Here is a 24776-nt window from a genome sequence, read left to right on the forward strand (position 1 = left end):
CACTTCGGGCAATGCCGGTTGCGACAAGAGTTGTAGGCGATGTGCTGATGATCACACTTGGTGCAAGCGGCAACATGGCCACCGAGTACCGCGGTCCGGCACGTCTCAACCGCGGACATCACCTGCAGCTGCGGCAGGTTCAGGTGGCCCGCATGCGCTTTGCGATAGGCAGGGCCATGAGCGCGGAAGATATCCGCGACCTCCAGTTTGGGGCGGGGCATCGGAACCGGGGATTATCCGGCGCCAGCCTCCTGTCGCACCAGCAGATCGAGCGGGCTGGTCACATCGCGGATCGTCTTGGTCGCTACCTTGGTGTAGATCGTCGTCGTCTCCAGCTTGGCATGGCCGAGCAGCACCTGGATCACCCGGATGTCGGTCCCGCCTTCCAGCAAGTGCGTGGCAAAGCTGTGCCGCAATGTGTGGGGAGAGACGGTCTTCTTGATCTCAGCGAAGTCGCAGGCCACCCCGAAGGCGCGGTTGAACTGCCGTGTCGAGATCGGATCGACCCGGTTGCGGCCCGGGAACAACCAGCCAAACGGACGCGCCTCGCGATAGTAGTCGCGCAGAAGTTCAAGTAGGCTCGGCGACAGCATCACATGGCGGTCCTTGCGACCCTTACCTTGCTCGATCCGGATCAGCATCCGGTCGCTGTCAATGTCACCGACCTTCAAATGCGTGACCTCGCTGGCGCGCAATCCGCCGCCATAGGCCACGCTGAAGGCAGCGCGGTATCTCAGCCCAGGCCCGGGGGCCGCCTCCAAAATCCGCGCAACCTCTTCAGCGCTGAGCACCACCGGGATCTTCTTGGCGGCGCGCTGATACCGCATATGCCGCTTCATCTCGGGGCGCGGGCACGTGGTCGCGTAAAAGAAGCTCAGCACGGTCAGCCGGTTGTTGAAGGTCGGCGCGCCAACGCCCCGCTCCTTCATATCAAGCTGAAACGCCCGCAATTCCTCCGGCGTCGCGCTATCAGGCGCGTGCCCAAGGAACCGCGTGAAGTCACGCATCGCACGCAGATACATCGTCTGCGTCTTCGGCTGCAGACCCTTAATCTGCATATCTTCGACAAATCGCTGGCGTAGCTTGGGAACATATTGGTCTGACATCGAAACCTCCTGTCATCAGATTGAGAAGGTCCCAATCGTCAGACAGGCACGCCTATCCACCAAATCCACGGCTCAGTCAGCGCGCTCCACCCGACACGCGCGCAAGTACCGCGTGAGCGGTTTCGTCCATGTCCGCAACTCGGTCATAGACCCTCCAAGCTTTGCTGCGCCCACAACGAATGGCCGCTTTTAAGGCTGCGTTGCAGCGCAGCGCTTGGATCAATCAAGGCAACTTTTTTGCTGCATGAGCGAAGGGCGCGATTTCAATCCGGCGGCTCTGGGCTCTCCTGAGACATCTGAGAAAAACAGTCAGATGACTGCTTGGCCGCGCTTTCCGGACACTTGATGACCAATCGCTTCGGTGACGTGATTGTCTGGACAGATTAGAAAGGGCACAGGCTGCCTTGGGAGGGCAAGTATGCGCGCCTTTGTAGCGATTGATCTTCCGGACCTCGTTCGTGGTGAGCTCCAAGACCTGCAGAACGAGCTGGCGGTCGGTCGACCTGTGCCCGAGGAGAATTTTCACCTGACACTCTGTTTCCTGGGTGAACAGCCTGAGGCGGCGGTTGAAGAGGTGCACCAGTCTCTATCAAGTATTCAGAGCCCTTCATTCACTCTGCGGTTGGCCGGAGTTGGAAGCTTCGGTAAGCGCTCGCCTCAGGCGATCTACGCGGATGTGGCGCCATCCCCCGAACTCATGGAGCTTGAAAAGCGGATAACCCGGACACTCAGGAACGCTGGTCTTCGGTTTCAGAAGCGGCGTTTCCGTCCGCACGTGACGATCATGCGCCTGCCCAAGGCAATCTCGGGCTTCGAAACAGCAAACCTGCAAGGCCGACTGGCGGGGGTTTCGGCCTTCCAGGGGTCAGCTTTTGAGGTCAGTAGTTTCCAGCTCTACCAATCGACCCTGACGCCCGCTGGCGCGCTGCACGAGGTGCTTGCGAGCTACGAGTTGGCGGGGAGCTAAGCGCGCTTCAAATGCTCGTCGGCCGAGAATGAAACGGCCCGAAGAAGCTCAAACCCGGGAAATCAAGACAGATGAGTTCCGTTGCCGTCCGGAGACGGACGTTTTGCAGCGCGTTCCAAGTGTGGGAAAAATTGTGGGGAATGGATGCGGCGTCGCTAAGATAATATAATAATATCAGAAATTTATGAGGTGAATTTGGCTGGGGCGGTAGGAAACCCTGCCTCTCGATACCTTTCTTCGGCTTCCCTTGGTTCAGACAGCTTCGTCCGATAAGTCGCCTGGAGCTGGACCCGGAGACATTTTTCTTCGAATTTCACACCCTCGTGATAACGTCTTCGCATGGAACGTCGGATTGCTGCTGTCCTCGCCGCCGACATGGTGGGCTTTTCTCGTCTCATTGAGCGGGACGAGGTAGGGACACTCAAGCGTCAGAAACGTCACCTCCAGGAACTCATTGAACCGACGATCACCGCCAAGAACGGCCGTATCGTAAAGCTCACTGGCGACGGGCTCATCGCTGAGTTCTCATCGGTGGTGGAAGCCGTCCAGTGCGCCGTATCCGTGCAGGCCGAGATGGCCGCGCGGGAGGAAGACTTCACCGATGATGAAAAGATCCAGTATCGGGTGGCGGTCCACCTCGGAGACGTGGTCTTCGACGATGGGGATGTCTACGGCGACGGGGTTAACGTGGCTGCCCGGCTGGAGGGCTTGGCAGCGCCCGGAGGCGTGGTCGTCTCGGGTACGGCCTACGACCTGCTGAAGGCCAACGTGGATGTCGCCTATAAGTCCCTGGGTGAGCAGCAACTGAAGAACATAGCGACGCCCGTGCGGGTCTATCAGGTGGTGGAAGGGGTACCGATCGCGCCCGCTACACGCCCGTCGAAGCGGGTCCCCTGGGTCGCGGCGGCTGTAGTGGTCCTAGCCATGCTGGGCGGACTGTTCTGGTGGCTGCAAAGGCCCGACTTCGAACCGCTTAACCCCGAAGAGCTGGCCTTCGCGCTGCCCGATAAACCCTCGCTCGCGGTTCTGCCGTTCGAGAACCTCTCAGATCGGTCTGATGATCAATACATGGCCGATGGTTTCGTGGACACACTGATCACCGAGCTCATGTCTCTTCAGGACCTGGTGGTTATCGCCAAGAACTCAAGCTTCTCCTTCAGAGACAAGCAGTTACTCAATTCCACGATCGCGGAGCAACTTGGCGTCAGGTACCTGCTCGAAGGAAGCTTCCAGCATCAGGGGGATAACCTGCGTATCAATGCCCGCCTGATGGACGCGGTCGAGGGCAAGCAGGTTTGGTCCAAGCGCTATGACAGGGAAGCCAACGAGTTCATTGCTCTGCAGGATGATCTGATTAAAGACTTGGTACTGGAAATCGGCGGGCGCGCTGGCGGTGGTATTTTCAAGGCGGAGCGGGAGCGTGTAGGCCAGATACCGAATGATGAGCTTGCCATCCTAGAGCTTTGGGAAAAAGCCGCAGAGGTCTTTCTTCGATTTAAGCAAGACGAATACGAGGTAGCTGGTCAGCTCTCAAACGAAATGATTGCGCGCTACCCTGATCACCCGCGCGGATACCTATCTCTGGCATGGTACCACCTTGGCAAGGCCTGGGTGGGCTTCCCGCACGACAAATCAGAAGTTGTTGAGCGATGCTCGGAGTTAGCGGATCATGCAATCGGCTTGGCACCGAATGACTACATGGCCTACATGGTTCGGGCTTACTGCAGCTCGAGAGCTGGCGATGCCGAGGCTGCGAAAGCATGGGCAACCCGCTCATTCGAACTGAACCAAAACGACATCCTGGTGCAGCGAGACTACGCTCGGTTCGTGCTCACCCCGCGCGGTGAGTATGAGAAATCAATTGAGATTCTTGAACGTAATCTGCGGCTTAACCCAACTCAACAGGCAAACCTCAACGCAAGCCTTGGCGAGCTGTACATCATCGTAGGCAGATACGAAGAGGCTGTGGAACAACTGCGAAAAGAGGCTGTTCGAAGCAAGCTGACCGAAGCAAGAACGGCGGTTGCTCTCTATCTCAGTGGTCGGATTGGGGACGCAAGTGATGTTGTCGACGACCTGCGCGAAACCTCGCCTGACTTCACGGTCGACAAGTTCCTTGCGAGCGCGAACTGGATACCGGAGGAGGCGCAAAAGAGGTTTGCGCCGGCCTTGAAGGCAAGCGGCCTACCCGAGAGGTCCAAGGCTGAGCCGGAGGAGACACTCGATCCGCAACCAAACAAGCCATCCATAGCCGTTTTACCCTTCGAAAATCTAAGTGGTGATCCTGACCAGGAGTATTTCGCCGACGGCATGACAGACGACTTGATCGTTCGCCTCGCCAAAGTTGATGGGTTGTTCGTAATCAGCCGCAACACAGCCTTTACCTACAAGGGCAAGAGCGTAAGAGCTAAGGATCTCGGTCGCGATCTAAACGTCCGGTACGTGATTGAAGGGAGTGTGCGGAGAGAAGGCAGCCGCGTGCGTATTAATGCGCAGCTTGTTGACGCAGGGTCAGATAGCAATGTGTGGGCCGAGACGTTCGACCGGGAAACCGCTGAGCTCTTTGAACTGCAGGACGAGGTCACTACCGAAATCGCTGAAGCGCTGAAGCTGAAGCTTGACGCAAGCGACCTTCCTCGGACCGCTGCAGAAGGGCCCAAAGATCTTGAAGCCTACAACCTCTATTTGAAGGGCATGTCAGAATTACGCCAGCGCCGTCCCGAGGCATTCGCCCGCGCAAAAGTCTTTCTTGATGATGCGCTTGAGATCGACCCGGACTACGCCGAGGCCCATGCCGCCTTGGCCTTCCTCTATTGGGAGAGCCAGCAACACGGCTGGTTGTCTCACATCGGAATTGAGAATACGACTGAAGCCTTTCTTCTGGTCGAACACCACCTGGAGATGACACGCGATAGGCCTACGCCGGTCGCGCATCTTGTGCGTTCGGAATGGTTGAGCGACATGAACCGGGACAGCGAAGGCGCAATTTCTGAAGCCCGCCTGGCCGTCAAACTCGACCCCAGCTTTGCAGAGGCCTATGTCGGACTGGCTGGGCGACTTGCCTTCTATGGTCAATCCGAGGAAGCCCTGAGGATGACCGAGAAAGCACTCCGGCTCGATCCCGTTACGCCTCCGGACTATCATGCCATTGTCGGTTTGGCCCACATCGTCGCCGGGAATTACGAAGAGGCTGTGATTGCCCTTGAAGTTGCCGTCAAAGATGGGAGCTCAAAGAACTTTCCTTGGGTGCTGCTGGCGGCGGCATATGGCCACTTGGGAAGGTTAGAGGATGCCGAGATGGCATTGGCCGCGATCGAGCGGAACAACAAACGAAGCGGACTGCCGCCTTTCTTTGCCAATCATATTTTTCAATGGGCCACCCATGATCTTGCCGTTCGAGAGAGGATTTTTGAGGACCTCAAGAATGCAGGTGCCAGATATAGAGACGCGATGCTCGTGGGTGGGCAGGCCAAGCGCCAGCTTAGCGGCGAAGAAATCCAGGATCTGGTCATCTCCACCACAGGGAAAGGTGTAATGGTCAGTCCGGCGGGTAATCAAAATGATTTCACCTGGACAGTAGATCCAGACGCGAAGATGAACTTCCACCTTTTTGGTCAGATCTTCGAAACCCAGATGGCCTTCTTTGATGATCGGGCCTGCAACGAAAGAGGCTGCTCATACTACTTCGAACTTACAGACAGCGAGGCTATGAAGTGGGGGCATCGCTACGTGATCGAGGAGCAAACAGGACTGCTATTCTACTTCACCACCAAACCGCTCACAGAAGTTCAGAAGTGACTTAGAAGAGGCGCAGAGATAGCTCTTCCAGACCAACAGACCTTAGCTCCATCGTTTGATTTAGCTAAGTCTGCCTTCAGGGTATTGCTTTTCGCGATTTCGATGGAATGCGTTAAGGTCGAAACACAGTGTTCCAGTTTCTGGATTGGTGGACCGATGGATAGGTTCAAAGCCATCAAAGTGTTTCAAGAGGTCGTTTCGCAGGGCGGTTTTGCAGCGGCGGCACGCCGTATGAACAGCTCTCCACCCTCTGTGAGCCGACTGATCACGGAGTTGGAGGCCGATCTCGGAGTTCGTCTTTTTAACCGTTCGTCTCGGGGTATCAGCTTGACCGAGGATGGGGGCGAACAAACCAGTTGAGAACGCCGGTGGAATACTGCACCACGTGAGCGGCGAGATTGTCTTGTCGCAGATGGGCTGATTGGCCTGTCCTGTTAGGCTCTTCGTTTTGGCGGAGGGCGGGATTGAAGCACGTGGAATTGTATGGGCGCGTTCGTCACGCTGTTCTTGTTGACGGCATGAGCCGTCGGGAAGGAGCTATGCTCAAAAGTTGGTGACGGCGTGATCAGGCGGCTTGGTTAAGTTGTTTGATCCCGTCCTTAAATGCAATCCCTTCGATGATCTCGGGCATGCGGTTTGCGCCGTCGAGCTTCCGCCATTTGGTCTGGGCTGACATCATCAACTTGAACGCCATAGCGAGACCAGTTTTGCGGCTGAGACAGCCTTTGGTTTTGCCAGTGCGGTGTCGGACCGTGGCGAAGGTGCTTTCGATTGGATTGGTGGTGCGGATGTGCTTCCAGTGTTCGGCTGGGAAGTCATAGAAAGCCAAGAGGACGTCGCGATCTTTGGTCAGCTTTCCGACAGCCTTATCATATTTCACGCCGTAGGTTGCGACGAAGAAATCAAAGGCCGCCTCGGCATCCACGCGGGTCTCGGCCTGCCAAATGTCATGCAAATGACCCTTTGCTTTGGCCTGAACGGACTTCGGCATCGCGTTCAGAACCTGCAACACTCTTGATCGATGATCAGATGCGTTTTTCGATTTTTGGAGGGTGCAATCGGTTCATAGGCGATCTAGCTCTGTCAGAGGGCACAATCGCCTTCCCAGAAAGCTTCGCAGGTACGCTTATGGCGTGCCCAGATGATGTCGAAAGACATGAACGAGCCTTTCTGGATGCGTTAGCACGGGTTCACAGCTATGTAAGGTACGGCACAGGCCTTGTATTGACTGACAGGAGCGGCGGGGCTCTTTTGCACTTCGTGGAACGCCACGATTAGCATTGCTCACTCCAGCGTGCGGTAGGGCTATTGCTTCTGTTTTGGTAGCCTTCATCAAGGCGGCTGGAATGGGTCGCAGAGTGATGCTCTAATCGGTTGATTAGAAGCGGCGGCTTCCCCCCAAAGAGGCCTATTCACGTGCACAGTGACTAAGCGACAGCTATCAGATGGATATTAATGATATGGCAATTGCTCTTAAGGCGGCAAGTCCGAGCAGTCACATAACATGTAATTCAACTTCTATAAGTCAGTCTCCGGACACCATGCTCGATTGACGTAATCCTGAGCCCTCCGTCCTGATGTGAACGTCTTGCTGTGGGTATGGAATTGAGATTCCGGCTTCTCCGAATGCTTCCTTCATGCGGTGTGTCAGGTCCCAATAGACTGTCCAGTAGTCGGATGTTTTGGTCCATGGCCGACACACAAAGTTCACAGAGCTAGCAGCTAATTCATGGACACGGATGACCGGCTCAGGTTCTTTCAAGACCAATGGATGTGCATTCACCGTCTCTTGGATGACCTGCAAAGCTTCTGGGATTGAGTCCTCGTATGAGATACCGAAGACTAGGTCCACGCGCCGCGTTTCGCTCGCGGTCACGTTGGTAATGACGTTCCCCCAGACGTTCTTGTTGGGAATGACAATTACCTGATTGTCCGGAGTTGTCACGGTGGTGGCCACAATGCTCACCGATCTGACTGTGCCTCCGACGCCGCCGACAAGAACATAGTCGCCTTCATCAAAGGGCCGATTGATCATGATCATCAAGCCGCTCGCGAGGTTGCCAAGTGTGTCTTGAAAGGCAAACGCTAGGATGAATGAGGCGCCACCAATCATCGCGAACAAAGGCGTGACGTTCACGCCAAGTGCGGCAAGCACGAACAACAATCCCAACGCGATGACCAACCAAAAGACAGCACCGACAATAAACGCTTCCAATAGTTTTGATATGTTGGGAACACGGCCGATCCATCGCCGCGTAAGTCCCCGCGCAGCCCGCGAAACGAATAACAGAACCACGAAGGCAAGAATGACGACGCCGAAATCCTTCGCGATAGCGAGCCCACCATCGGGACGCGTTAGCCATGTAAAGAGGGCAATCGCAATGGCTTTAGGACTAGCGAGGACGGTCTCACTGAACAGCACAGAATCCCTATACGCACGTAATTCGGCCACAAGCGCCGCGTCGCCACCTTTGCTTTCCAGACTCGTCACAACCATTGAGAAGCGCTCGAACAGCCTGGCCCGGTCTTCAACCATTCGGGCAATAGCTTGATAAGCCGCATCTGTCGCTGCGGATGGATCATTGAGCAAATCAACCTGACGCTCGGAAATCGCCGCGGTTTTGGACCGGACAATCTCCAGCCAGGCCTTTGCAAGTGGGCCAAGGTCATCTTTCGTGAGTGGGATCAGCCTGTGGGCCAACTCCTCGGTCGTGATCCCAGGATCGACCAGTGCCGCAGAGGGAGATTGAACGGCTGCCTCCGGCTTAGCTTCCTCTGAGAATGCAGGGCTGGGAAGGGAGAACAAGACAGCCAGAACCAGTGCAAGCGAACCAAAAAGAATCGCACTGAATTTTGAAACCGCAACTCGCGGCGCTTGATTGAAGATCTCACCAGAAAACATCAGTCCCTCGACATTAGGAACTCGGCCACGGCCTGATAGGCAGGCAGCGAGGTCGGGTCGATGAAACCGTTCTGGGCGCGGGGGTAAGACGCAAGGCGCGCCAGCACCATGCGCGCGGTCGGATCGACGTAGATCGTCTGGCCGTGCACGCCGCGCGCGGCATAGGCGCCGTGGTCGTTGTGGAAGACCCACCACTGGCTGGTATAGCTGCCGTTCGGGATCGTGGCGAAACCGCTGAACTTGGCGGGGTCGCCGCCCGCGGCGATCTTGCGGACGACCTCGGCCGGGAAAACCGGCGTATCGCCCGCCTTGCCCTCGTTCAGCATCAGCATACCGAGACGGCCAAGGTCGCGCAGGCCCGCCGTCACACCGCCGCCCGCAAAAGGCACGCCCTTGCCGTCGACGGTCTGGTAGGCGTCCTGTTCGGCCCCCATGGGACGCCAGAGCCGTTCGGAAGCGAGATCGGTCACGGCCTTGCCGGTCACACGGCTGATCATCCAGCCCAGCATGTCGGAGTTAATGGTCTTGTAGTGGAAGGCATCGCCGTGGTTGCCCTCGGGTTTGACCTGCTGGAGGTACTCCCAGTAGCCGTCCGGCCCGTCATAGCCCTCGGGCTTGGGCAGGGGGCTGGCGGCGCGGGAATAGACCCAGATGTCGGCGTTGGGGTCCGAATAGTTCTCGGAATACTGGACGCCGGTCGTCATATCCATGACCTCGCGCACCGTAGCACTTGCAAAGGCGCTGTCGCCGATCTCTGGGATCACGTCGCGCACCAGCAGGCTGTCGTCGAGCGTGCCCTCGGCCACGAGGATTTCGCCCAGAAGGCCGGTGATCGACTTGGTCATCGACATTATCGCGTGTTTGCCCTCCTCTTCGAGGCAGCCGAAGTACCGCTCGTAGACGACCTCGCCCTCGTGCAGGATCAGCATGCCGTCGGTGTAATTGGCATAGAGCGAGTCTTCCCAAGTCATCGGGGTGTCGCTGTTCATCGGGGTGAAGGTCAGCGCGTCGATCTGCTGGCGCAGCTCGGCGAAGGCGGCGGGTGTGGGATAGTCGAGCGGCGAAGGCGCGCCGAGGCCGCGGCTGATTTCCTCGGTGGGGAGGAATTCGCGCAGGTGGCAGACGGACCAGCGCAGCTTGGGGAAGCTGAAGTAGTTGCTGTCGGGCTGGGTGATCAGCTTGTCGGGCGGCGGCGGGAAACCCTGCATCCAGCCCATGACGCGCGGATCGGATTCCTGCGCAGACAGCGGGGCCGTCTGGGCTGTGGCAAATGACGCGCCGCTCAGTGCGAGGCCCGCAGCGGCGACCAGCGGCAAGAGCTTAGAAATTGAAGACGACATTGATGAATCCTCCTGTCCATGGGTCGGCTTTCCCACCAATGACTTTGTCGATGCCCGTGCCTGGAAAGGACACGGAAAGGCCTGCTGTGAGAAAAGTGTTGCGGTTGATGATCCGGCTGTATTCTAGGAACAGATCGTCCGCGAGGTGCTCATCATCGACACCAGACACTACGTTCCCGTTCACATCTACTCGGGTTGCTTGACCGAATTGCACTGGGCTGCTCAGCTCATTCGCTCGAATGTGCGCATAACGTAAAGTAATGGTATCACGCTTGGTTGGCTGAACTCGGAGGGCCAGCGTCAGCGCATTCACGTTCGAATTGATGAAGGTCGAAGCAGATTTTGAACCTGTTGCCCAGGCGCTTGGGCTGCCTTGATAGTAGAGCGGATCGAAGCGCTCCAACTTGGTCGTACCGGGGTTGTCTCCGGAGAAGGTCTGGTATCCGAGAGTCAGGGACGGTGACCAAGGCATTCTGGTGAAAGCATAGCCAGCGGTCACCCGGCCAGCCCAGGCTTCGAGGTCAATCCTGTCATTCCACTGATACGCAACCTCACCCGTAAAGGTCCAATTCTCCAAGCCACCCTCAAAGGGATTTGTCTTGCCGTAGAGGCCAAGGGTACGGGTTCCTTCACGCGCGCCCGGTGTCACCGTTGGAGCGCCGACCCCGCCCGCTGCTGCTTGCGGGTAAGACGAGTTGGAACTCAGCACATCGACATAAGTCGCGCCAAAATAACCACCATTGGGATCATCGAAACGCAGATCGAAACCGGCCAATTCGTTGCCCCCATCTGTGGAGGGCAATTCGTTCGGGTCAAGATAGAACGCCGTCCCTGTAAGGTTTCCATATGAGAGACGTCCGATCGCAGCCATCTCCCAAGCCTTGCGTGGGCCGAACTTCAGTGCGCCTCTCTCAAAACCGCTGGTAGCGCCGTTCGCGATCAACATACCTGTGCCGAGTGTTAGTTCTCGTGCACCTAGAGAAAGGTCGTAGGAAAGAGCAGGCCCTGAACTGCCCCGGATCGCAAGATAGGCCTCTTCCAACGTAGTTGCACCGTTGTCACCAGTATCAAAAGCATCCGTGCCCCATGTGTAGGAAGACACCGCGGAAAGCTTCCCGTAGAGGACGGCCCCGGTATCGAGCTGATATTCAAAGCTGACGCCGGGCTTGATGTAGCCCTCAAGCCACTCTGTATCAGGATCGAAGCCGCTGCCCGGGGCGGTTGTCGCAGCGAGGTCCCAGAAGAGGTTGCTTTCGCTAACCGCGTTCAGACCGAACTGCAGATGTCCGCGGATTTTCAGACCGTTTGCATCGTAGATCAGCATCGGATCACGATCTTCCGCTGCGACTGATCCCGCAGCTAGCGACCACACCAGAACACCCACTAGAAGTTGAGCTTTGTTCCATTTCTTCTGCAACGACGGGCCAGAAGCGCACGATCCTCGTCGTTGGTTTTGGGCGCTAGTCTTACGCGAAGGGTTCAGTTCCATATTTGTGAAATGCTCCCGCAAAAAAGTCCTACTCCCCAAACACCATAGCGTAAGTCATATGGCACTCAATGCGTTACCGATACCAAGGCAAGGTTTTGGGGCACAAACCGACGGCACTGCTAGTTCGGTAAGCAAACTCCATTTGGACATGTAGGAAAGACCGCTGAACCTTTGTGCCGCCGCGATGAACTCGCGATGGTTCGGAGCTGAGCAGTTGTTTTCAAAGGTCAGCTTTCCCAATTTACGAACCTTTGGTCTGCATGCTTCGGCCGACCGCTTAGTCCGCAACTCCGTCATAGGCCCCCTGAAATTCGCTGCGGATTGCACCAACGGCCGCTTTTCTTGCTGCGATGCAGCTGATGGCTTCAGTCGATTTTGTTGCTGCACTTGCGAAGGACGGGATTTTGATCCAGCGGCTTTGGGCTCTCTCCAGCCATTCGCCGCGTGCTACTTCAATGGCTTCTTTGGCACACCAAAGCGGCCATTCAGTCGTCTGTGCTAGTCAAATAACCGTTCCAGACATGGCTGTTGCAACTGGCTCGCCTAGCCAAATCAGGAACTGGGAAAGGCTATCGACCTGATCGTCGTGTTTTCCTTTCGGAAACAAGATGACCTCGTGCTGGAAGGTTGCGAGCCACGGGGCGTTTTTTGGGATCGCGACCTTCCCGCTTTCAATCAAAGGCGTAACACCCAGTAGACGTGTCTGCTTGTCCCCCTTTGGAATGATGCCGCGGATATTCAGTCCACCAGAGCGCCTAAGATCCTGGATGAGCTGGACCCCGGAGCCAGCTTCTTCAATCAGGATCAGGCTGGCCGAGTGCGCGTGCGCCCTTGCTTCAATCGCCCTGCGCAACTCCGGGAACTCGAGCTGAGCGCGGAACACCTCCAATAACCACGCAGAACTGCCACGCACCAACCAGGTGGTACAGACGGAATGGTCGTTCACCTCTTCTGCTTTAGACGCCGTATCCCAGCTTTGTATGATCCGGTCTTCCAGAGTTCGGTCGGGCGGCCTGTCATAGGTCTGGAACCAATTCCACTTCACCAACCCCCCACCAAGGGGTGCGGGCCTTTGTTGATACTGTGCCGCAAACACATAGGAGCCGAGGTCCTTTTGCAGGCGGGCCAACAGGTCACGTGGTAAGCGCTCAGGGTGAAGAAGATCGCCAATATCACGGTTCATGACCCGTCCACGGCCCAACGCGATCTCTTCAACCTCTTCGGCGATCGCAGGCAAATTTAGGTGCTGCCAATTCCCTTGCTCCAGGACCATTCCTGCCAGGTCATCTTCATGCACCCGTTGCTGGATCAACACGATGGGGCTCTCTCGCGGATCATTGAGGCGGCTCAGCAACGTGGACTTGAACCAATCCTTCACGGCCAGGCGCTTTGCTTCTGATGCCGCCTCCTCAGGCTTGTGGGGATCGTCAATCAGGATGATATCGCCGCCACGCCCCGTTAGGGTGCCCCCGACGGAGGTCGAGAACCGCCCCCCGCCCCTGGTCGTTTCGAAGTCGCTGCGAGCCCCTCGCCCCCTTGCAATCCGGGTGCGGGGAAAGCAAGCGCGATACCAAGGCGCTTCGATGACCTTCATACAGTCCATAGCCAGCTTCTCTGACAGTCCCTCTCCGTAAGAGACTGCCAACACCCGAAGCCGTGGGTCGCGTCCCAGCAACCAGGCTGGAAACGCCACCGACGCAGCAATCGATTTAAGGCTCCGGGGCGGCATGGTGATCACCAGCCGTTTGATCTGACCGGCAGCGACCTGTTGCAGCTTGTGCGCGATGGCATCAACGTGCCAGCCGTGCAGATACTGACTGCCAGGGTCAACCGTTAGAAAGCTGCGCTGAATGAAGCTGGAGAGGTCGCGGCGCATCAAGGCTTCAAAGAGTGCTGCCTGATCTGGTTCATACGACATCTGACCCCTCCCCTTCGCCATCCTCTTCTGGATACTCGGGCTCCGTGCCATCCGTCCCAAGCACGCGATTCAGTATTTCAAATTCAGCTTCAGTTAAACGGCGCTCACTGGTCTCTCCTTCCCGTTCGTCAGAGACTTGCTTGGCATAAGACATGACCAACGCGATCGCGCGGATGTCGCCATTAAGTGCCTTTTCGATGAGGCGCCGCAGGATTGCTTTCTGGCTAGAGACATTGCGGATCTTGCCCTGCTCTTTCATCCGCACCGTATTGCGTAAAGCTTCAAGGATCTCCGTGTCGAAGTTGCGGCTCCCCCTTGGGCGACCTTCCGGATTGCCCGATTGACCTTTACGGAAGCGATGCTTCTTCGGCGGTCGACCATAGCCAACCCTTTCATCGTTGTCGCGATCGGTCATTCGCCGCCCTCCTGGCCCGCTTCGCGCTCAAGGGCCCCAAGCGTCCAACCATCAGACGCTCGAACCGGCTCCCGACCCGTTTCCACGCGCCAGCGACGGAGGATCACATCCACGTAAAGAGGATCGATTTCCAACCCATAGGCCACCCGCCCCACCTCTTCGGCAGCAATCACGGTCGCGCCCCCGCCCAAGAACGGATCAAGCACAATGTCGCCGCGCTTCGACACGTCAAGGATTGCCTCCCGGATCAGCGCGACAGGTTTAGGCGTAGGATGCGCCTCAAGCTCTGTCATGCGTCCAGGGCGGAAGGTATTCACACCGGGATAGGTCCACAGATTGCTACGATGGCGCCCGAACTTGCCCAACTGCACATTGTTGCGGTGTTGCTTCCGCCCTTTGCGGAACACGAGCACGAGCTCGTGTTGCGACCGATAGAGGGACCCCATCCCAGCATTGGTCTTGGCCCAAACACAGAGATTGATCATTGCGTCAAAAGCCGTGGTGCCAGCACGGTGCATCTCCCCAAGGTGCCGCCAGTCCATGAAGGCAAACCAAACCGCACCGTCCTCGCTGTAGGTGGCCCCGAGTTGGAGGGCTTGGGTGAGGAAGGCCTCGAAGGTGTCTGGGCTCATCTCGCCAGAGGCCTCAACAAACTCGCGGTGCTGAACACGTCCGTTACCGCAGACATGACCCGCGATCGGAACATTGTACGGGGGATCGGTGATGCCCATGCTGGCTTTCTTGTCGCCCATGAGCGCCGCATAGTCCAAGACATCGCGCGCATCCCCACACAGCACGCGGTGCCGGTCCAGGTGCCACAGATCGCCGCGTCGCGTGATCGCGTGCACTCCGTCATCCGGGATCGGCGCTGTCTCTGGCGCGGCCTCTGTCGTGCTGCTGTGGTCTCTAAGGATCACGTCGATCTCGCCGATCTCAAATGCGGTGATCTCGAGGTCGAAGTCCAAGACCGCCTCGGAGAGATCGGCGAGTTCGGTGGCGAGGATTTCTAAATCCCATCCCGCGTTCTCCGCAATCTTGTTGTCCGCCAACATCAGAGCGCGTTTTTCTTCTGCCGAGAGATGGGTGACCCTGATCGCCGGAACGGTTGTCAGGCCCAACAGGCGGGCCGCTTCCAGCCGCCCATGCCCGGCAATCAGCACGGTGCGTTCGTCGACCAGCACCGGGTTGGTAAATCCAAATTGCCGGATGCTTTTCGCAATCTGGCGGATTTGCTTCTTGCTGTGGGTGCGCGCATTGCGGGATGCGGGAGTGATATCGCGCAAAGCTATCGTTTCGAAGTCAGCGCTCATAGCCAACTCCTCCTTTTTTCTAGGCACATAAAAAAGCCCGCCAGGCAGAGCTGCCGGGCGGGCGATTGCATGTGAGGTTTAAGATAAAAGACGCCGTCGTTCGTCTACCCGGACAAGGACCGGGCAAGCGTCCCCAGCGGGACGTCCGTGAAGAGAGTTATCCTGGGGGAAATACAAAACCCCTCGACGCCGGGCGCAAAGGGGTTCGTCGCAAACATGTCAAGGTATAGGCCCTATGTCAAACATTTTTCTACATTTAGGCGAGAAACCTGCTCCGACCACCTTATTTCGGGCATTTCGGCATGTAGGGCTGATTGACGTCCAAAGACCACAATATCCGCCCTCACACAGGACTGGACTGTGGCGCGGAAACGAGCGTCAGTGTTGGTACAAAACAACGCAAGAGAGACCTATGGAGATCGACACCCTCGACCAGGAACGACGTGACACGCTCCTGAACACCTGGCGACAACTGTTTGGCCACCCACCGCCCAAAGGGCTGAGCAGCCCTTTCCTCCGCCGCTTCATCGCATTTGAGCTGCAATCGAGACGCCAGCCCGGCCTGCCAAAAGACTTCCGCCGCAAGCTCGCGCGCGCAACTGGCGGTCAGACGACAAGACCATCCTCCTCACTCAAGCCCGGCGGGCGCTTGCTGAGAGAGTGGCACGGCGTCACCCACGTCGTCGAAGTCACCCAGGAGGGGTTTCGATGGAAAGGACAGACCCATCGGTCGCTGTCCGCCATCGCCCGCGAGATCACCGGTGCCCGCTGGTCCGGTCCGCGCTTCTTTGGCTTGAGCCGGAGGTCCCGTTCGTGACCCCGCGCCCCAAAACCCGCTGCGCGGTCTATACCCGCAAGTCCTCCGAGGAAGGCCTCGACCAGGACTTCAACTCTCTCGATGCCCAGTTTGAAGCCTGTGCGGCATTCGTTGCAAGCCAGCGCCAGGAAGGCTGGACCCTCCTGTCCACCCGATATGATGATGGAGGCCTTTCCGGTGGCACCCTCGACCGCCCTGCCCTGCAACGCCTGCTAAGCGATGTCGATGCAGGCCGCATTGACCGGATCGTCGTCTACAAGATCGACCGCCTCACCCGCTCGCTCTCGGACTTCTCAAAGATTGTCGATCGGCTCGATGCTGCTGGCTGCTCCTTTGTATCGGTCACTCAGTCCTTCAATACGGCCACGAGCATGGGGCGCCTCACGCTCAATATGCTGCTCTCCTTTGCCCAGTTCGAACGGGAAGTCACGGCCGAACGGATACGCGACAAGATCGCAGCCTCCAAAAAGAAAGGACTCTGGATGGGCGGAACCGTGCCGCTTGGATATGACCGTCATCCTAATCTTGGAATGCGGCAGCTGGTCGTGAATGCCAGGGAAGCCGAGACGGTCAAAAAGCTCTTCCAGCTCTATGACAGGTTTGGGTGCCTCAGGAAGGTGACGGCCGAAGCTGCGCGGCTTGGGCTACGCTCCAAACGCCGGGTATACGGCAGCGGGCGTAAACGAGGCGGCAACCCCTTCTCCCGCGGCCAGATTTACTACCTGCTGCGCAACCCAACCTATCTCGGAAAGATACGACACAAGGACAAAACTTTCCCCGGGCAGCACGCCGCAGTCATCGAAGAGTCTCTCTGGGCCAGGGTTCAGAGGAAGCTACAAGCCGCAAGCGCCAGACCGCGAGGCGCGTCCACCGCAAAAGCCCGGGGTGGGAACCCCGCAGCGCCTTCTCTTCTGGCTGGCAAGATACGCGATGAGACGGGAGATATTCTCACACCTACCCACACGAAACGTCATGACAGACGGCTGCGCTATTACGTCTCCAATCGCCTGATCTCCGCAGGACCCGACCCCGCCGGCTGGCGCCTGCCCGCCCCGGCCTTCGAAGCCACTGTGACAAAGATGGTGGCAGCGTATCTGCAACATTGCGTCCAAAGACACAGCCTCCTCGCCGCGCCAGACATCCGGGCAGCGGACCGGGTTGCGACGTCAGTTGCGACCCTCATCGATACCCTCAGGTCCGCACCCGAGAAGGTCCTGCCAAACATGATCTCTTCGGGACATCTGGAGACAGGTAAGCTCCACATCGAACTGGGGGCTACGCAGCTGGCTCAGCATCTGGATGTCCCAGCGGACGCGATCAGCAGCGAGGCCTTGAATATCACATCACCCTTCGCCCTGCGCCGACGTGGTATTGAGATGAAGATCGTGGCAGGCGAGACTGAGCCCTGCCCTGACCCCGTTCTGATCAGCACACTCCACAAAGCGCATCGCTGGACCGAGTCCTTGCGCAATGGAACGCCCCTTACCGAGCTCGCCCAACAGGAGAAGGTTTCACCATCCTACCTGCGGACCCGCGCCCAACTGGCCTTCCTCTCTCCCGCGCTCCAAAAAGCCATTCTAAATGGCCAGCAGCCTCAGGAACTCACCGTCAAATCGATCCTCTCCCGGCCCCTCCCTCTGGACTGGAATGCCCAGGCCATCTGCTTTGGATTTACGCCAGCAGGCTCGCTTCCCTGATCCGACCCGCAAATTCCCTGTTCCACCAAAGAAATTCCCTGTTCCGACCTGAAAATTCCCTGTTCCATCCCGAGCAGGGAATTGGTCTCTAACCCACTCTTACAGCATCAGAAATCATGGTAGAAATCGACCGCAAAAGCCCCTATCCGCACGAAATCTAAAAAATTCCCTGTAAATTCCCTGCTTAACAGGGAAAACCGAACCCCGAACCACGCTCAACAGAGACAGACCCAGAATCCCTCTGAAATCCTCCCTAGAAAGGTGTCTCTTGGGACTCAGGCCGCAGCAAAAGCCCTGAATTCCGCGCAGAATTCAGCGCGAATTGTCACTATAAAACAATATGTTATGTGGGTGGCGGAGACGAAGGGATTCGAACCCTCGAGACCCTTCCGGGCCTACTCCCTTAGCAGGGGAGCGCCTTCGACCACTCGGCCACGTCTCCGCTGACCGCTATACAGGGGGCATTTGCCCCTGAACAAGGGCAAAACCGACAGAAATGTAAAAAAGCAATGCGCGGTATGCTTTGTGCGAAGGCATGTTGCGGTCGTTCTGGCGGATCGGTCAACTTGGTATGAACGATTTTTGAGACCTTTTCCTTTGCGCAGGACGCGATCATCAGAATGATGGGGATGGATTGAGATTTCGGATCAGCGACGCCCGGAGAGTCGGCACCTGACAATTGAAGAGCTGGGAAGCAGCGTCTGGTGATGTTGATTGAGCATGAGCCATTCATGTGTTTCGCGGCCCGCGTCAGGATGTATTGCGCGCTGCAAGAGCGAGATATCTGGTACGAAAGATAGCGATAAACTGGGCGACACCGTGCTTATTCTGCCAATAACAAACCCGTGAATATTTTGTGATGGCGCGCTCCCTCAAATCCAAAACCGCACGTAAACCTTTAATTTATATAATATTTTCAGGGGCTCCACGCCCACTTCCGGGCATCCTCAGTGCGCAAAATCAAATCCAACCAAAATTTCGCGGAAACTTTTTCTGCAGGTGCAGTGTTGAGGAGGCAGACAACGAGACGGGGCACGCTGCCTTGGTCTTGGAAAGCAACGAAATGAAAGGATACGACACATGAAACTCATTATCACAGCAGCCGCCGCTACCCTGATCAGCACCGCCGCTTTCGCAGCGGAATCGACCAAGTACAACGACCTGCGTCTTGACACGAGCAAGAATGCAGAAAACGTCTATTCTGATGAGGTGCGCAGCACGGATATGGACGGTGCCCAGCGTGGCCGTGACCAGATCGGTTCGACCGCTGATGACAGCTTTGATGCCGACGTAACCTTTTCCACGCGGAGCGCCATCCGCACCACCGGTGAAGGCTATGTCTATGGTGGTTATGGTGAAGGCAACGACAGCCGCTAAATCATAATTAGCTTAGCGTAGAGGCCCGGTCGACTGACCGGGCCTTTTGCACGATCTGAGACTAGCCCTTTGAGGTTAGCGCCAAACAGCAGATCTTATGACAAATGGACGGTCAGGAAGAACATTCAGTATTCGCGTATTCGCGCAATCGGGTCGGCACTCCGATGTACTTATCCGCAGACTACCAGATTTCCGGCATGCTCTTAGTCAGTTCCAACTGTCAAAATTTTCAGCTGAGAACGGAACATGTGGCAAATCCTATCGTTGCCCCTGAAAAAGTCGTGACTTCAGACTAAGTGTTCTTGCCTGCGGCCTTAGGTGTTGAACAGGAAGTGCAACACATCCCCGTCCTTGACCACATAGCTTTTTCCCTCTGCGCGCATTTTGCCTGCCTCTTTTGCAGGGCCCTCACCGCCCAGGCTGACAAAATCATCAAACGCGATTGTCTCGGCGCGGATGAATCCCTTTTCGAAATCACCGTGGATCACACCCGCCGCCTTGGGGGCGGTGGTGCCTGATTTGATTGTCCAGGCGCGGGCCTCCTTGGGGCCGACGGTAAAATAGGTCTCCAAGTGCAGCAGTTCATAGCCTGCACGGATCAGACGATCGAGGCCTGCTTCCTTAAGGCCCATCTCTTCTAGGAACATCTCAGCTTCTTCAGGTTCCAGCTGGCTGATTTCTTCTTCAATCTGGGCCGAGATGATAACGTGAGCATTGCCCTGCGCGGCTGCCATTTCCGCCACCTTGGTCGAATGTTCATTGCCTGTTGCCGCGTCCGCCTCACCTACGTTGCAGACGTAAAGAACCGGCTTTGTCGTCAGCAGTTGCAACATACGCCATGCCTTGGCGTCTTCTTCATCGACCTCGACCACGCGGGCAGGATTGCCCTGCTCCAAGGCTTCCAGCGCCATCTTCATCAGACGCTCTTGCTGGACAGCTTCCTTGTCGCCGCCGCGGACTTTGCGAACGATGTTTTGCAGACGCTTCTCGATGCTTTCGATGTCGGCCAGCATCAGTTCGGTATCGATTGTTTCGGCGTCGGCCACTGGGTCCACGCGGCCCTCGACATGGGTGACGTCACCATCTTCAAAGCAACGCAGCACATGCGCGATGGCATCCACTTCGCGGATATTGGCAAGGAACTGGTTGCCAAGCCCTTCGCCCTTGGACGCGCCCTTCACCAGACCCGCAATGTCCACGAAGGTCATGCGCGTGGGGATGATTTGTTTGGACTTCGCGATCTCGGCCAGCTGATCAAGGCGGGCGTCCGGAACGGCAACCTCGCCGACGTTGGGCTCAATTGTGCAGAAAGGAAAGTTTGCGGCCTGCGCCGCAGCCGTACGGGTGAGCGCGTTGAAAAGGGTCGATTTACCGACGTTCGGCAGACCCACGATACCCATTTTGAAACCCATGACGGCGTCCTTTCCGCATTGCTTGATTGGCGCCCTCCTAGGGCTTGGTCACGCATGGTGCAAGGGTGTGGTGTACTGCCTTGCCACTCATGCGCGTAAAATTCGGATTTTAGCTCGGGTATTTGCCACATTCGCCCCCCCACTGCGCAGGTCACACATTGATTTCCGCTGAAAGGTTGGGCATTGCACTGGACAGCAAAGTAAAAGGCACCGACATGACCCGTATCGACGCAAAATTCGCTGACCTCAAAGCGCAAGGCAAAAAGGCATTCGTTTCCTATATCATGGCGGGCGATCCCGATTACGACACGGCACTTGATGTCATGCGCGGCCTGCCAGAGGCCGGTGTCGATGTGATCGAGCTTGGCTTGCCATTCACGGACCCGATGGCTGATGGTCCGACGATCCAGCTGGCCGGTCAGCGGGCACTGGATGGTGGCATGACGCTGAAGAAAACGCTTCAGATGGCAGCGACCTTTCGCGAAGGTGACGATACGACGCCGATTGTGTTGATGGGCTATTACAACCCGATTTATTCCATGGGTGTTGAGACATTTTTGGTTGCGGCAAAGAAAGCAGGCATCGACGGGCTGATCATTGTCGATCTGCCGCCCGAAGAGGACAGTGAACTTTGCCTGCCCGCACAGGCAGCCGGATTGAACTTCATTCGCCTTGCAACACCGACGACCGATGACAAGCGTCTGCCACGTGTCGTGCAGAACACCTCCGGCTTTGTCTATTACGTCTCGATCACGGGGATCACCGGATCGGCCGAGGCAGACGCAGGCGATGTCGCGCCCGAAGTGGCACGCATCCAAAAGGCCAGCGGTCTGCCTGTCATCGTTGGCTTTGGCGTGAACACACCTGAGAAGTCCAAGGCGATTGCCGAAGTGGCGGACGGTGTGGTTGTAGGCTCTGCCATCGTATCGCGGATTGCGAAGGGCGACAGCGTTGCCGATGTACTGGCCTTCGTTAAGACCCTGTCAGACGGGGCGCACGCGGCGTAGCCACAGGCCTGACGCAGGGGGCGAGCGACTGACCCCTTTTTCAGACGACAACGAATTTGGCGGCATGGTCTGAGGCATATGCCGCAGGCATCCTGATGACCTATGTCAGAGGAAGATCCCCGTGGATGGCGCGGCGATCTCTGGCAGCGTGTGAGATTATCTTTGGTTTGCTTTTGCCGCCTTCAATCGGTAAGAAAACGTGACCAATTTTGGAAGAATCCCATGCCTGCCATCACAAACATCTACGACCTCAAGCGCATTTATGAACGTCGCGTCCCGCGCATGTTCTATGACTATTGTGAATCCGGCAGTTGGACCGAGCAGACTTTCCGCGAGAACACCTCGGACTTTGACAAGCTGCGCCTGCGCCAGCGGGTCGCCGTTGACATGTCAGGGCGCACAACCGCGTCCAAGATGATCGGTCAGGATGTGGCGATGCCGGTGGCCCTTGCGCCAGTGGGGCTGACTGGCATGCAGCACGCGGATGGTGAGATCAAGGCGGCGAAAGCAGCGAAAGCCTTTGGCGTACCCTTCACGCTGTCCACGATGTCGATCAACTCCATCGAGGACGTCGCCGAGGCGACAGGCGCTCCGTTCTGGTTTCAGCTTTATACCATGCGCGATCAGGATTACGTCAGCCGCCTGATCCAGCGCGCCAAGGACGCCAATTGCTCGGCCTTGGTCATTACGCTGGATCTGCAAATCCTTGGTCAGCGACACAAGGACATCAAGAACGGCCTGTCTGCCCCACCCAAGCTAACGCCCAAGACCATTGCGAACCTGATGACCAAATGGGCGTGGGGCATTGAAATGCTACAGGCCAAGCGACGCGAGTTTGGCAACATCGTGGGGCATGTCGAAGGCATTTCCGACGCCTCCAGCCTTGGGGCATGGACGGCGGAACAGTTCGATCCGTCGCTTGACTGGAACAAGATTGCCAAGCTCAAGGAAGAATGGGGCGGCAAAGTAATCCTGAAGGGCATTCTGGACGCCGAAGACGCCAAGATGGCGCTTAAGGTCGGGGCGGATGCAATTGTCGTTTCAAACCACGGCGGGCGACAGTTGGACGGGGCAGTCAGTTCCATCAGCGCCCTACCCTCCATTCTGGATGCGGTGGGCGATCAGGTTGAGGTGCATCTGGACAGCGGTATCCGGTCTGGACAGGACGTGCTGAAGGCACTGGCGATGGGTGCAAAAGGCACCTACATCGGCCGCGCGTTCGTCTATGGATTGGGCGCGATGGGCGAGAAAGGCGTGACAACAGCCCTTGAGGTCATCCACAAGGAACTGGACACGACCATGGCTCTGTGCGGTGAGACCAAGGTCACGGACCTGGGTCGACACAACCTGTTGATCCCCGAAGATTTCGGAGGACGCTGGCAGGACTGAGCATGCTTTGGTAGGACGGACGCATGTTAGTCTTTCTGCGCCATAAGCTGACCTTCCTTGCCACTCCCAAGACCGGGACGACCGCCGTTGAGATGGCACTGAAGCCGCGCGCCGAGATTGTTTTCTCGAAGAGCCGCAAGCACATCACGGCAGCGCGCTATGCCAACAAGATCGCTCCTTTTCTGGAGGATACCTTTGGCGTGCGCCCGGCCTCTGTCGCGGTGATGCGGGAACCGGTGGCGCAGATCAGAAGCTGGTACAAGTACCGCAGTCAGGATCGGCTTGACGGGACCAAGCAAAGCACCAAGGGCATCACATTTGATCAGTTCGTGCTGGAGGTGATCAGTAACGATCCGCCCGAACGGGCCCAGATCGGGCGACAGTTCAATTTCCTGACGGATGGCAAGACGCGCGTGATGGCGGATCATATCTTTGCCTATTCGCATCAGGAGGGATTTCTGATGTTCATTTCGGAACACCTGCAGCATCCCGTAGAGATCGCGCCCAAGAACGTCTCTCCCAAGGTCGATGCCCCCTTGGACGCAGCGATACTCGCAAAGTTACGCGAGGTCCGGGCAGCGGATTTCATGCTTTATGATGAGGTGGTGGCGCAGGGCGGCCATCTGCACACGCCGCAAGACTAGTGCGCACGGCGCGCGAGGGCCGGGATCAGGGCAACGGCGGTAATCGCAAGCAGGAACGCCACGGCAATGAAAGATGTCCGCAGCCCGAAACCTTCGGAGATCAGCCCCATCAGCGGGGGTCCGAAAAAGAATGCGCCATAGCCGATAACAGAGGCCCGGCTGATCGCAGCAAGCCGCTGTGAGGCAGGCACCAATCGCCCGATCAGCGACAGCGCCAAAGGAGCGACCACCGAGATACCCAACCCGCCGATGGCAAAACCGATCAAGGCCATCTGCACACTTTGGGCTGCCCCCGCCAACGCAATTCCAATAGCGGACAGGATAGTCGCGCTCAGCATCAGGCTGGTGTCTCTCACCCTTTGGGACAGCCAATGCCCGGCCATCCGCCCAACGCCCATCATCAATCCCAGCACCGCCGGGCCAAGCGCGCCCTGCCCCGCAGAGCCCTGCAACGTGCGTTCGATGTGCAACGCTGACCAGCCTTCGGTCGATGCTTCTGCCAGAAACGCCATCAGGACGATCAGCCCTGTAATGATGACCAGTTTGGCCGAAAGGCCCTCTGCCTGCGGATCGTTTTCACCATCGATCCGGGGAGGGATGTCATAAGACCACCACGCCAGCGCCAGCAGGACGATCAGCAATCCGGCGAAGATAGGCACCGGCGGCACCTCGGCACTGCGCAGGGCGGCGGTCAGCAGCGCGCCGCCGCCGTAGGCAAAGGCATAAAGCGCATGGTTGAGGTTCATCAGTTTGACGCCCTCTGCTTCTTCGATTTCAGAGACCCGCGCATTGACCAGCACGTCGATCACGCCAGAGCCGATAGAGGCCAGCAACATCGCGAAGGTGAGCATCAGAAGACTGGTGGAGGCGCTTGCCCAGAACATGCCGACCGCCAGAACAGCGATTCCAAACGGCATTGCCATCCCCCCTGCCAACCGGCGACAGGCCGGGGCAAGCCACATGGCGGCAAAAGCCCCAAAAGCCGCAAACAACAGCGCCGCACCATAGGCCCCGTCAGAGGCCCCCACATTAGCCTTGATCACCGGCATCTGGGCGAAATACACCGCCCATGCGGCCCCGATGGCAAAAAAGCCCGCGACCGGCTTGCGCGACAGGTAAAAGGCACGGACCACATTCATGTTGTGGCCTTGCCACGGGTCACAGACCTTGCCAAGGGCGGGGCGGCTG

Annotated in this window: 20 protein-coding genes, 1 tRNA gene and 1 pseudogene; 10 read left to right on the forward strand and 12 right to left on the reverse strand. The window is 57.5% G+C overall.

The window, feature by feature from the left end:
- Together GV827_RS16060 and GV827_RS16065 are read right to left on the reverse strand one after the other, a co-directional pair.
- Positions 1-221 (reverse strand): transposase zinc-binding domain-containing protein (locus tag GV827_RS16060; protein WP_204325931.1); only part of this gene is annotated, 221 nt, incomplete at its 3' end.
- 12 nt (positions 222-233) lie between these two features.
- Positions 234-1106 carry a tyrosine-type recombinase/integrase gene (locus GV827_RS16065; protein ID WP_164354837.1) on the reverse strand — a complete coding sequence of 291 codons (873 nt, stop codon included), beginning with the start codon at positions 1104-1106 and terminating at the stop codon, positions 234-236.
- A 418-nt stretch (positions 1107-1524) separates the two neighbouring features.
- Here GV827_RS16065 and thpR point away from each other — a divergent pair, with 418 nt between their 5' ends.
- The 3 genes from thpR to GV827_RS24110 all read left to right on the forward strand — a co-directional run bounded on the left by thpR (position 1525) and on the right by GV827_RS24110 (position 6231).
- The gene (gene thpR, locus GV827_RS16070) at positions 1525-2073 is read left to right on the forward strand and encodes an RNA 2',3'-cyclic phosphodiesterase (RefSeq protein WP_164354838.1); all 549 of its coding nucleotides are present in this window, start codon (positions 1525-1527) and stop codon (positions 2071-2073) included.
- 339 nt (positions 2074-2412) lie between these two features.
- Positions 2413-5871, forward strand: coding sequence for an adenylate/guanylate cyclase domain-containing protein (locus GV827_RS16075; protein ID WP_164354839.1), 3459 nt, complete (start codon positions 2413-2415; stop codon positions 5869-5871).
- A gap of 156 nt (positions 5872-6027) precedes the next feature.
- Positions 6028-6231, forward strand: a complete 204-nt coding sequence (locus GV827_RS24110) for a LysR family transcriptional regulator (protein WP_164354840.1) — start codon at positions 6028-6030, stop codon at positions 6229-6231.
- A 205-nt stretch (positions 6232-6436) separates the two neighbouring features.
- Here GV827_RS24110 and GV827_RS16085 read toward each other — a convergent pair.
- Positions 6437-6886, reverse strand: a pseudogene (locus GV827_RS16085) (transposase); the annotation flags it as partial.
- Between the two features lie 14 nt (positions 6887-6900).
- On the opposite strand from GV827_RS16085, the gene GV827_RS24115 reads away from it, so the two are divergent.
- Positions 6901-7149, forward strand: coding sequence for an META domain-containing protein (locus GV827_RS24115; protein ID WP_386332114.1), 249 nt, complete (start codon positions 6901-6903; stop codon positions 7147-7149).
- A gap of 247 nt (positions 7150-7396) precedes the next feature.
- On the opposite strand, the gene GV827_RS16095 is transcribed toward GV827_RS24115, so the two are convergent.
- From GV827_RS16095 to GV827_RS16120, 6 genes are all read right to left on the reverse strand, one after another.
- Positions 7397-8773, reverse strand: a complete 1377-nt coding sequence (locus GV827_RS16095) for a mechanosensitive ion channel family protein (protein WP_164354842.1) — start codon at positions 8771-8773, stop codon at positions 7397-7399.
- On the reverse strand, positions 8773-10113 hold the full coding sequence (locus GV827_RS16100) for a serine hydrolase domain-containing protein (protein WP_164354843.1): 1341 nt from the start codon (positions 10111-10113) through the stop codon (positions 8773-8775). The genes GV827_RS16095 and GV827_RS16100 overlap by 1 nt, the downstream gene beginning before the upstream one ends.
- Positions 10094-11530: an alginate export family protein gene (locus GV827_RS16105; RefSeq protein ID WP_235930403.1), complete on the reverse strand. Its 1437-nt coding sequence runs from the start codon at positions 11528-11530 to the stop codon at positions 10094-10096. Before GV827_RS16105 ends, GV827_RS16100 begins: the two co-directional genes overlap by 20 nt.
- Before the next feature lie 574 nt (positions 11531-12104).
- Positions 12105-13520, reverse strand: coding sequence for a phage terminase large subunit (gene terL / locus GV827_RS16110; protein WP_204325932.1), 1416 nt, complete (start codon positions 13518-13520; stop codon positions 12105-12107).
- Entirely contained in the window at positions 13510-13935 is a 426-nt protein-coding gene (locus GV827_RS16115; RefSeq protein WP_164354845.1) for a DUF5681 domain-containing protein, read from the reverse strand. Before GV827_RS16115 ends, terL begins: the two co-directional genes overlap by 11 nt.
- The gene (locus tag GV827_RS16120) at positions 13932-15245 is read right to left on the reverse strand and encodes a site-specific DNA-methyltransferase (RefSeq protein ID WP_164354846.1); all 1314 of its coding nucleotides are present in this window, start codon (positions 15243-15245) and stop codon (positions 13932-13934) included. Before GV827_RS16120 ends, GV827_RS16115 begins: the two co-directional genes overlap by 4 nt.
- A gap of 412 nt (positions 15246-15657) precedes the next feature.
- Here GV827_RS16120 and GV827_RS16125 point away from each other — a divergent pair, with 412 nt between their 5' ends.
- Positions 15658-16062 (forward strand): DUF2924 domain-containing protein, encoded by a 405-nt coding sequence (locus GV827_RS16125; RefSeq protein WP_164354847.1) that lies wholly within the window; start codon positions 15658-15660, stop codon positions 16060-16062.
- A complete protein-coding gene (locus tag GV827_RS16130) occupies positions 16059-17759 on the forward strand; it encodes a recombinase family protein (RefSeq protein WP_328823171.1) in 1701 nt (566 codons plus the stop codon). The genes GV827_RS16125 and GV827_RS16130 overlap by 4 nt, the downstream gene beginning before the upstream one ends.
- Before the next feature lie 352 nt (positions 17760-18111).
- Here GV827_RS16130 and GV827_RS16135 read toward each other — a convergent pair.
- A tRNA-Ser gene (locus tag GV827_RS16135) sits at positions 18112-18201 on the reverse strand.
- 638 nt (positions 18202-18839) lie between these two features.
- On the opposite strand from GV827_RS16135, the gene GV827_RS16140 reads away from it, so the two are divergent.
- On the forward strand, positions 18840-19136 hold the full coding sequence (locus GV827_RS16140; RefSeq protein ID WP_164354849.1) for a hypothetical protein: 297 nt from the start codon (positions 18840-18842) through the stop codon (positions 19134-19136).
- 314 nt (positions 19137-19450) lie between these two features.
- Here the strand turns inward: GV827_RS16140 and ychF are convergent, their stop codons facing one another.
- The gene (ychF, locus tag GV827_RS16145; RefSeq protein ID WP_164354850.1) at positions 19451-20548 is read right to left on the reverse strand and encodes a redox-regulated ATPase YchF; all 1098 of its coding nucleotides are present in this window, start codon (positions 20546-20548) and stop codon (positions 19451-19453) included.
- A 215-nt stretch (positions 20549-20763) separates the two neighbouring features.
- Here ychF and trpA point away from each other — a divergent pair, with 215 nt between their 5' ends.
- From trpA to GV827_RS16160, 3 genes are all read left to right on the forward strand, one after another.
- Positions 20764-21555, forward strand: a complete 792-nt coding sequence (gene trpA, locus GV827_RS16150) for a tryptophan synthase subunit alpha (RefSeq protein WP_164354851.1) — start codon at positions 20764-20766, stop codon at positions 21553-21555.
- A gap of 222 nt (positions 21556-21777) precedes the next feature.
- Positions 21778-22944 (forward strand): alpha-hydroxy acid oxidase, encoded by a 1167-nt coding sequence (locus GV827_RS16155; RefSeq protein ID WP_164354852.1) that lies wholly within the window; start codon positions 21778-21780, stop codon positions 22942-22944.
- Positions 22945-22967: 23 nt separating this feature from the next.
- Positions 22968-23588, forward strand: coding sequence for a hypothetical protein (locus GV827_RS16160; RefSeq protein WP_164354853.1), 621 nt, complete (start codon positions 22968-22970; stop codon positions 23586-23588).
- Here the strand turns inward: GV827_RS16160 and GV827_RS16165 are convergent.
- Positions 23585-24727, reverse strand: a complete 1143-nt coding sequence (locus GV827_RS16165) for an MFS transporter (RefSeq protein WP_164354854.1) — start codon at positions 24725-24727, stop codon at positions 23585-23587. The genes GV827_RS16160 and GV827_RS16165 overlap by 4 nt on opposite strands.
- Positions 24728-24776: the final 49 nt, after the last annotated feature.

The organism is Sulfitobacter sediminilitoris (assembly GCF_010667575.1).
Lineage (GTDB): Bacteria > Pseudomonadota > Alphaproteobacteria > Rhodobacterales > Rhodobacteraceae > Sulfitobacter > Sulfitobacter sediminilitoris.

Coding starts and splice junctions, on each gene's coding strand:
- GV827_RS16065 (WP_164354837.1), bottom strand. CDS start 1,106: ATGTCAGACCAATATGTTCCCAAGCTACGCCAGCGATTTGTCGAAGAT.
- thpR (WP_164354838.1), top strand. CDS start 1,525: ATGCGCGCCTTTGTAGCGATTGATCTTCCGGACCTCGTTCGTGGTGAG.
- GV827_RS16075 (WP_164354839.1), top strand. CDS start 2,413: ATGGAACGTCGGATTGCTGCTGTCCTCGCCGCCGACATGGTGGGCTTT.
- GV827_RS24110 (WP_164354840.1), top strand. CDS start 6,028: ATGGATAGGTTCAAAGCCATCAAAGTGTTTCAAGAGGTCGTTTCGCAG.
- GV827_RS24115 (WP_386332114.1), top strand. CDS start 6,901: ATGCGTTTTTCGATTTTTGGAGGGTGCAATCGGTTCATAGGCGATCTA.
- GV827_RS16095 (WP_164354842.1), bottom strand. CDS start 8,773: ATGTTTTCTGGTGAGATCTTCAATCAAGCGCCGCGAGTTGCGGTTTCA.
- GV827_RS16100 (WP_164354843.1), bottom strand. CDS start 10,113: ATGTCGTCTTCAATTTCTAAGCTCTTGCCGCTGGTCGCCGCTGCGGGC.
- terL (WP_204325932.1), bottom strand. CDS start 13,520: ATGTCGTATGAACCAGATCAGGCAGCACTCTTTGAAGCCTTGATGCGC.
- GV827_RS16115 (WP_164354845.1), bottom strand. CDS start 13,935: ATGACCGATCGCGACAACGATGAAAGGGTTGGCTATGGTCGACCGCCG.
- GV827_RS16120 (WP_164354846.1), bottom strand. CDS start 15,245: ATGAGCGCTGACTTCGAAACGATAGCTTTGCGCGATATCACTCCCGCA.
- GV827_RS16125 (WP_164354847.1), top strand. CDS start 15,658: ATGGAGATCGACACCCTCGACCAGGAACGACGTGACACGCTCCTGAAC.
- GV827_RS16140 (WP_164354849.1), top strand. CDS start 18,840: ATGAAACTCATTATCACAGCAGCCGCCGCTACCCTGATCAGCACCGCC.
- ychF (WP_164354850.1), bottom strand. CDS start 20,548: ATGGGTTTCAAAATGGGTATCGTGGGTCTGCCGAACGTCGGTAAATCG.
- trpA (WP_164354851.1), top strand. CDS start 20,764: ATGACCCGTATCGACGCAAAATTCGCTGACCTCAAAGCGCAAGGCAAA.
- GV827_RS16155 (WP_164354852.1), top strand. CDS start 21,778: ATGCCTGCCATCACAAACATCTACGACCTCAAGCGCATTTATGAACGT.
- GV827_RS16160 (WP_164354853.1), top strand. CDS start 22,968: ATGTTAGTCTTTCTGCGCCATAAGCTGACCTTCCTTGCCACTCCCAAG.
- GV827_RS16165 (WP_164354854.1), bottom strand. CDS start 24,727: ATGAATGTGGTCCGTGCCTTTTACCTGTCGCGCAAGCCGGTCGCGGGC.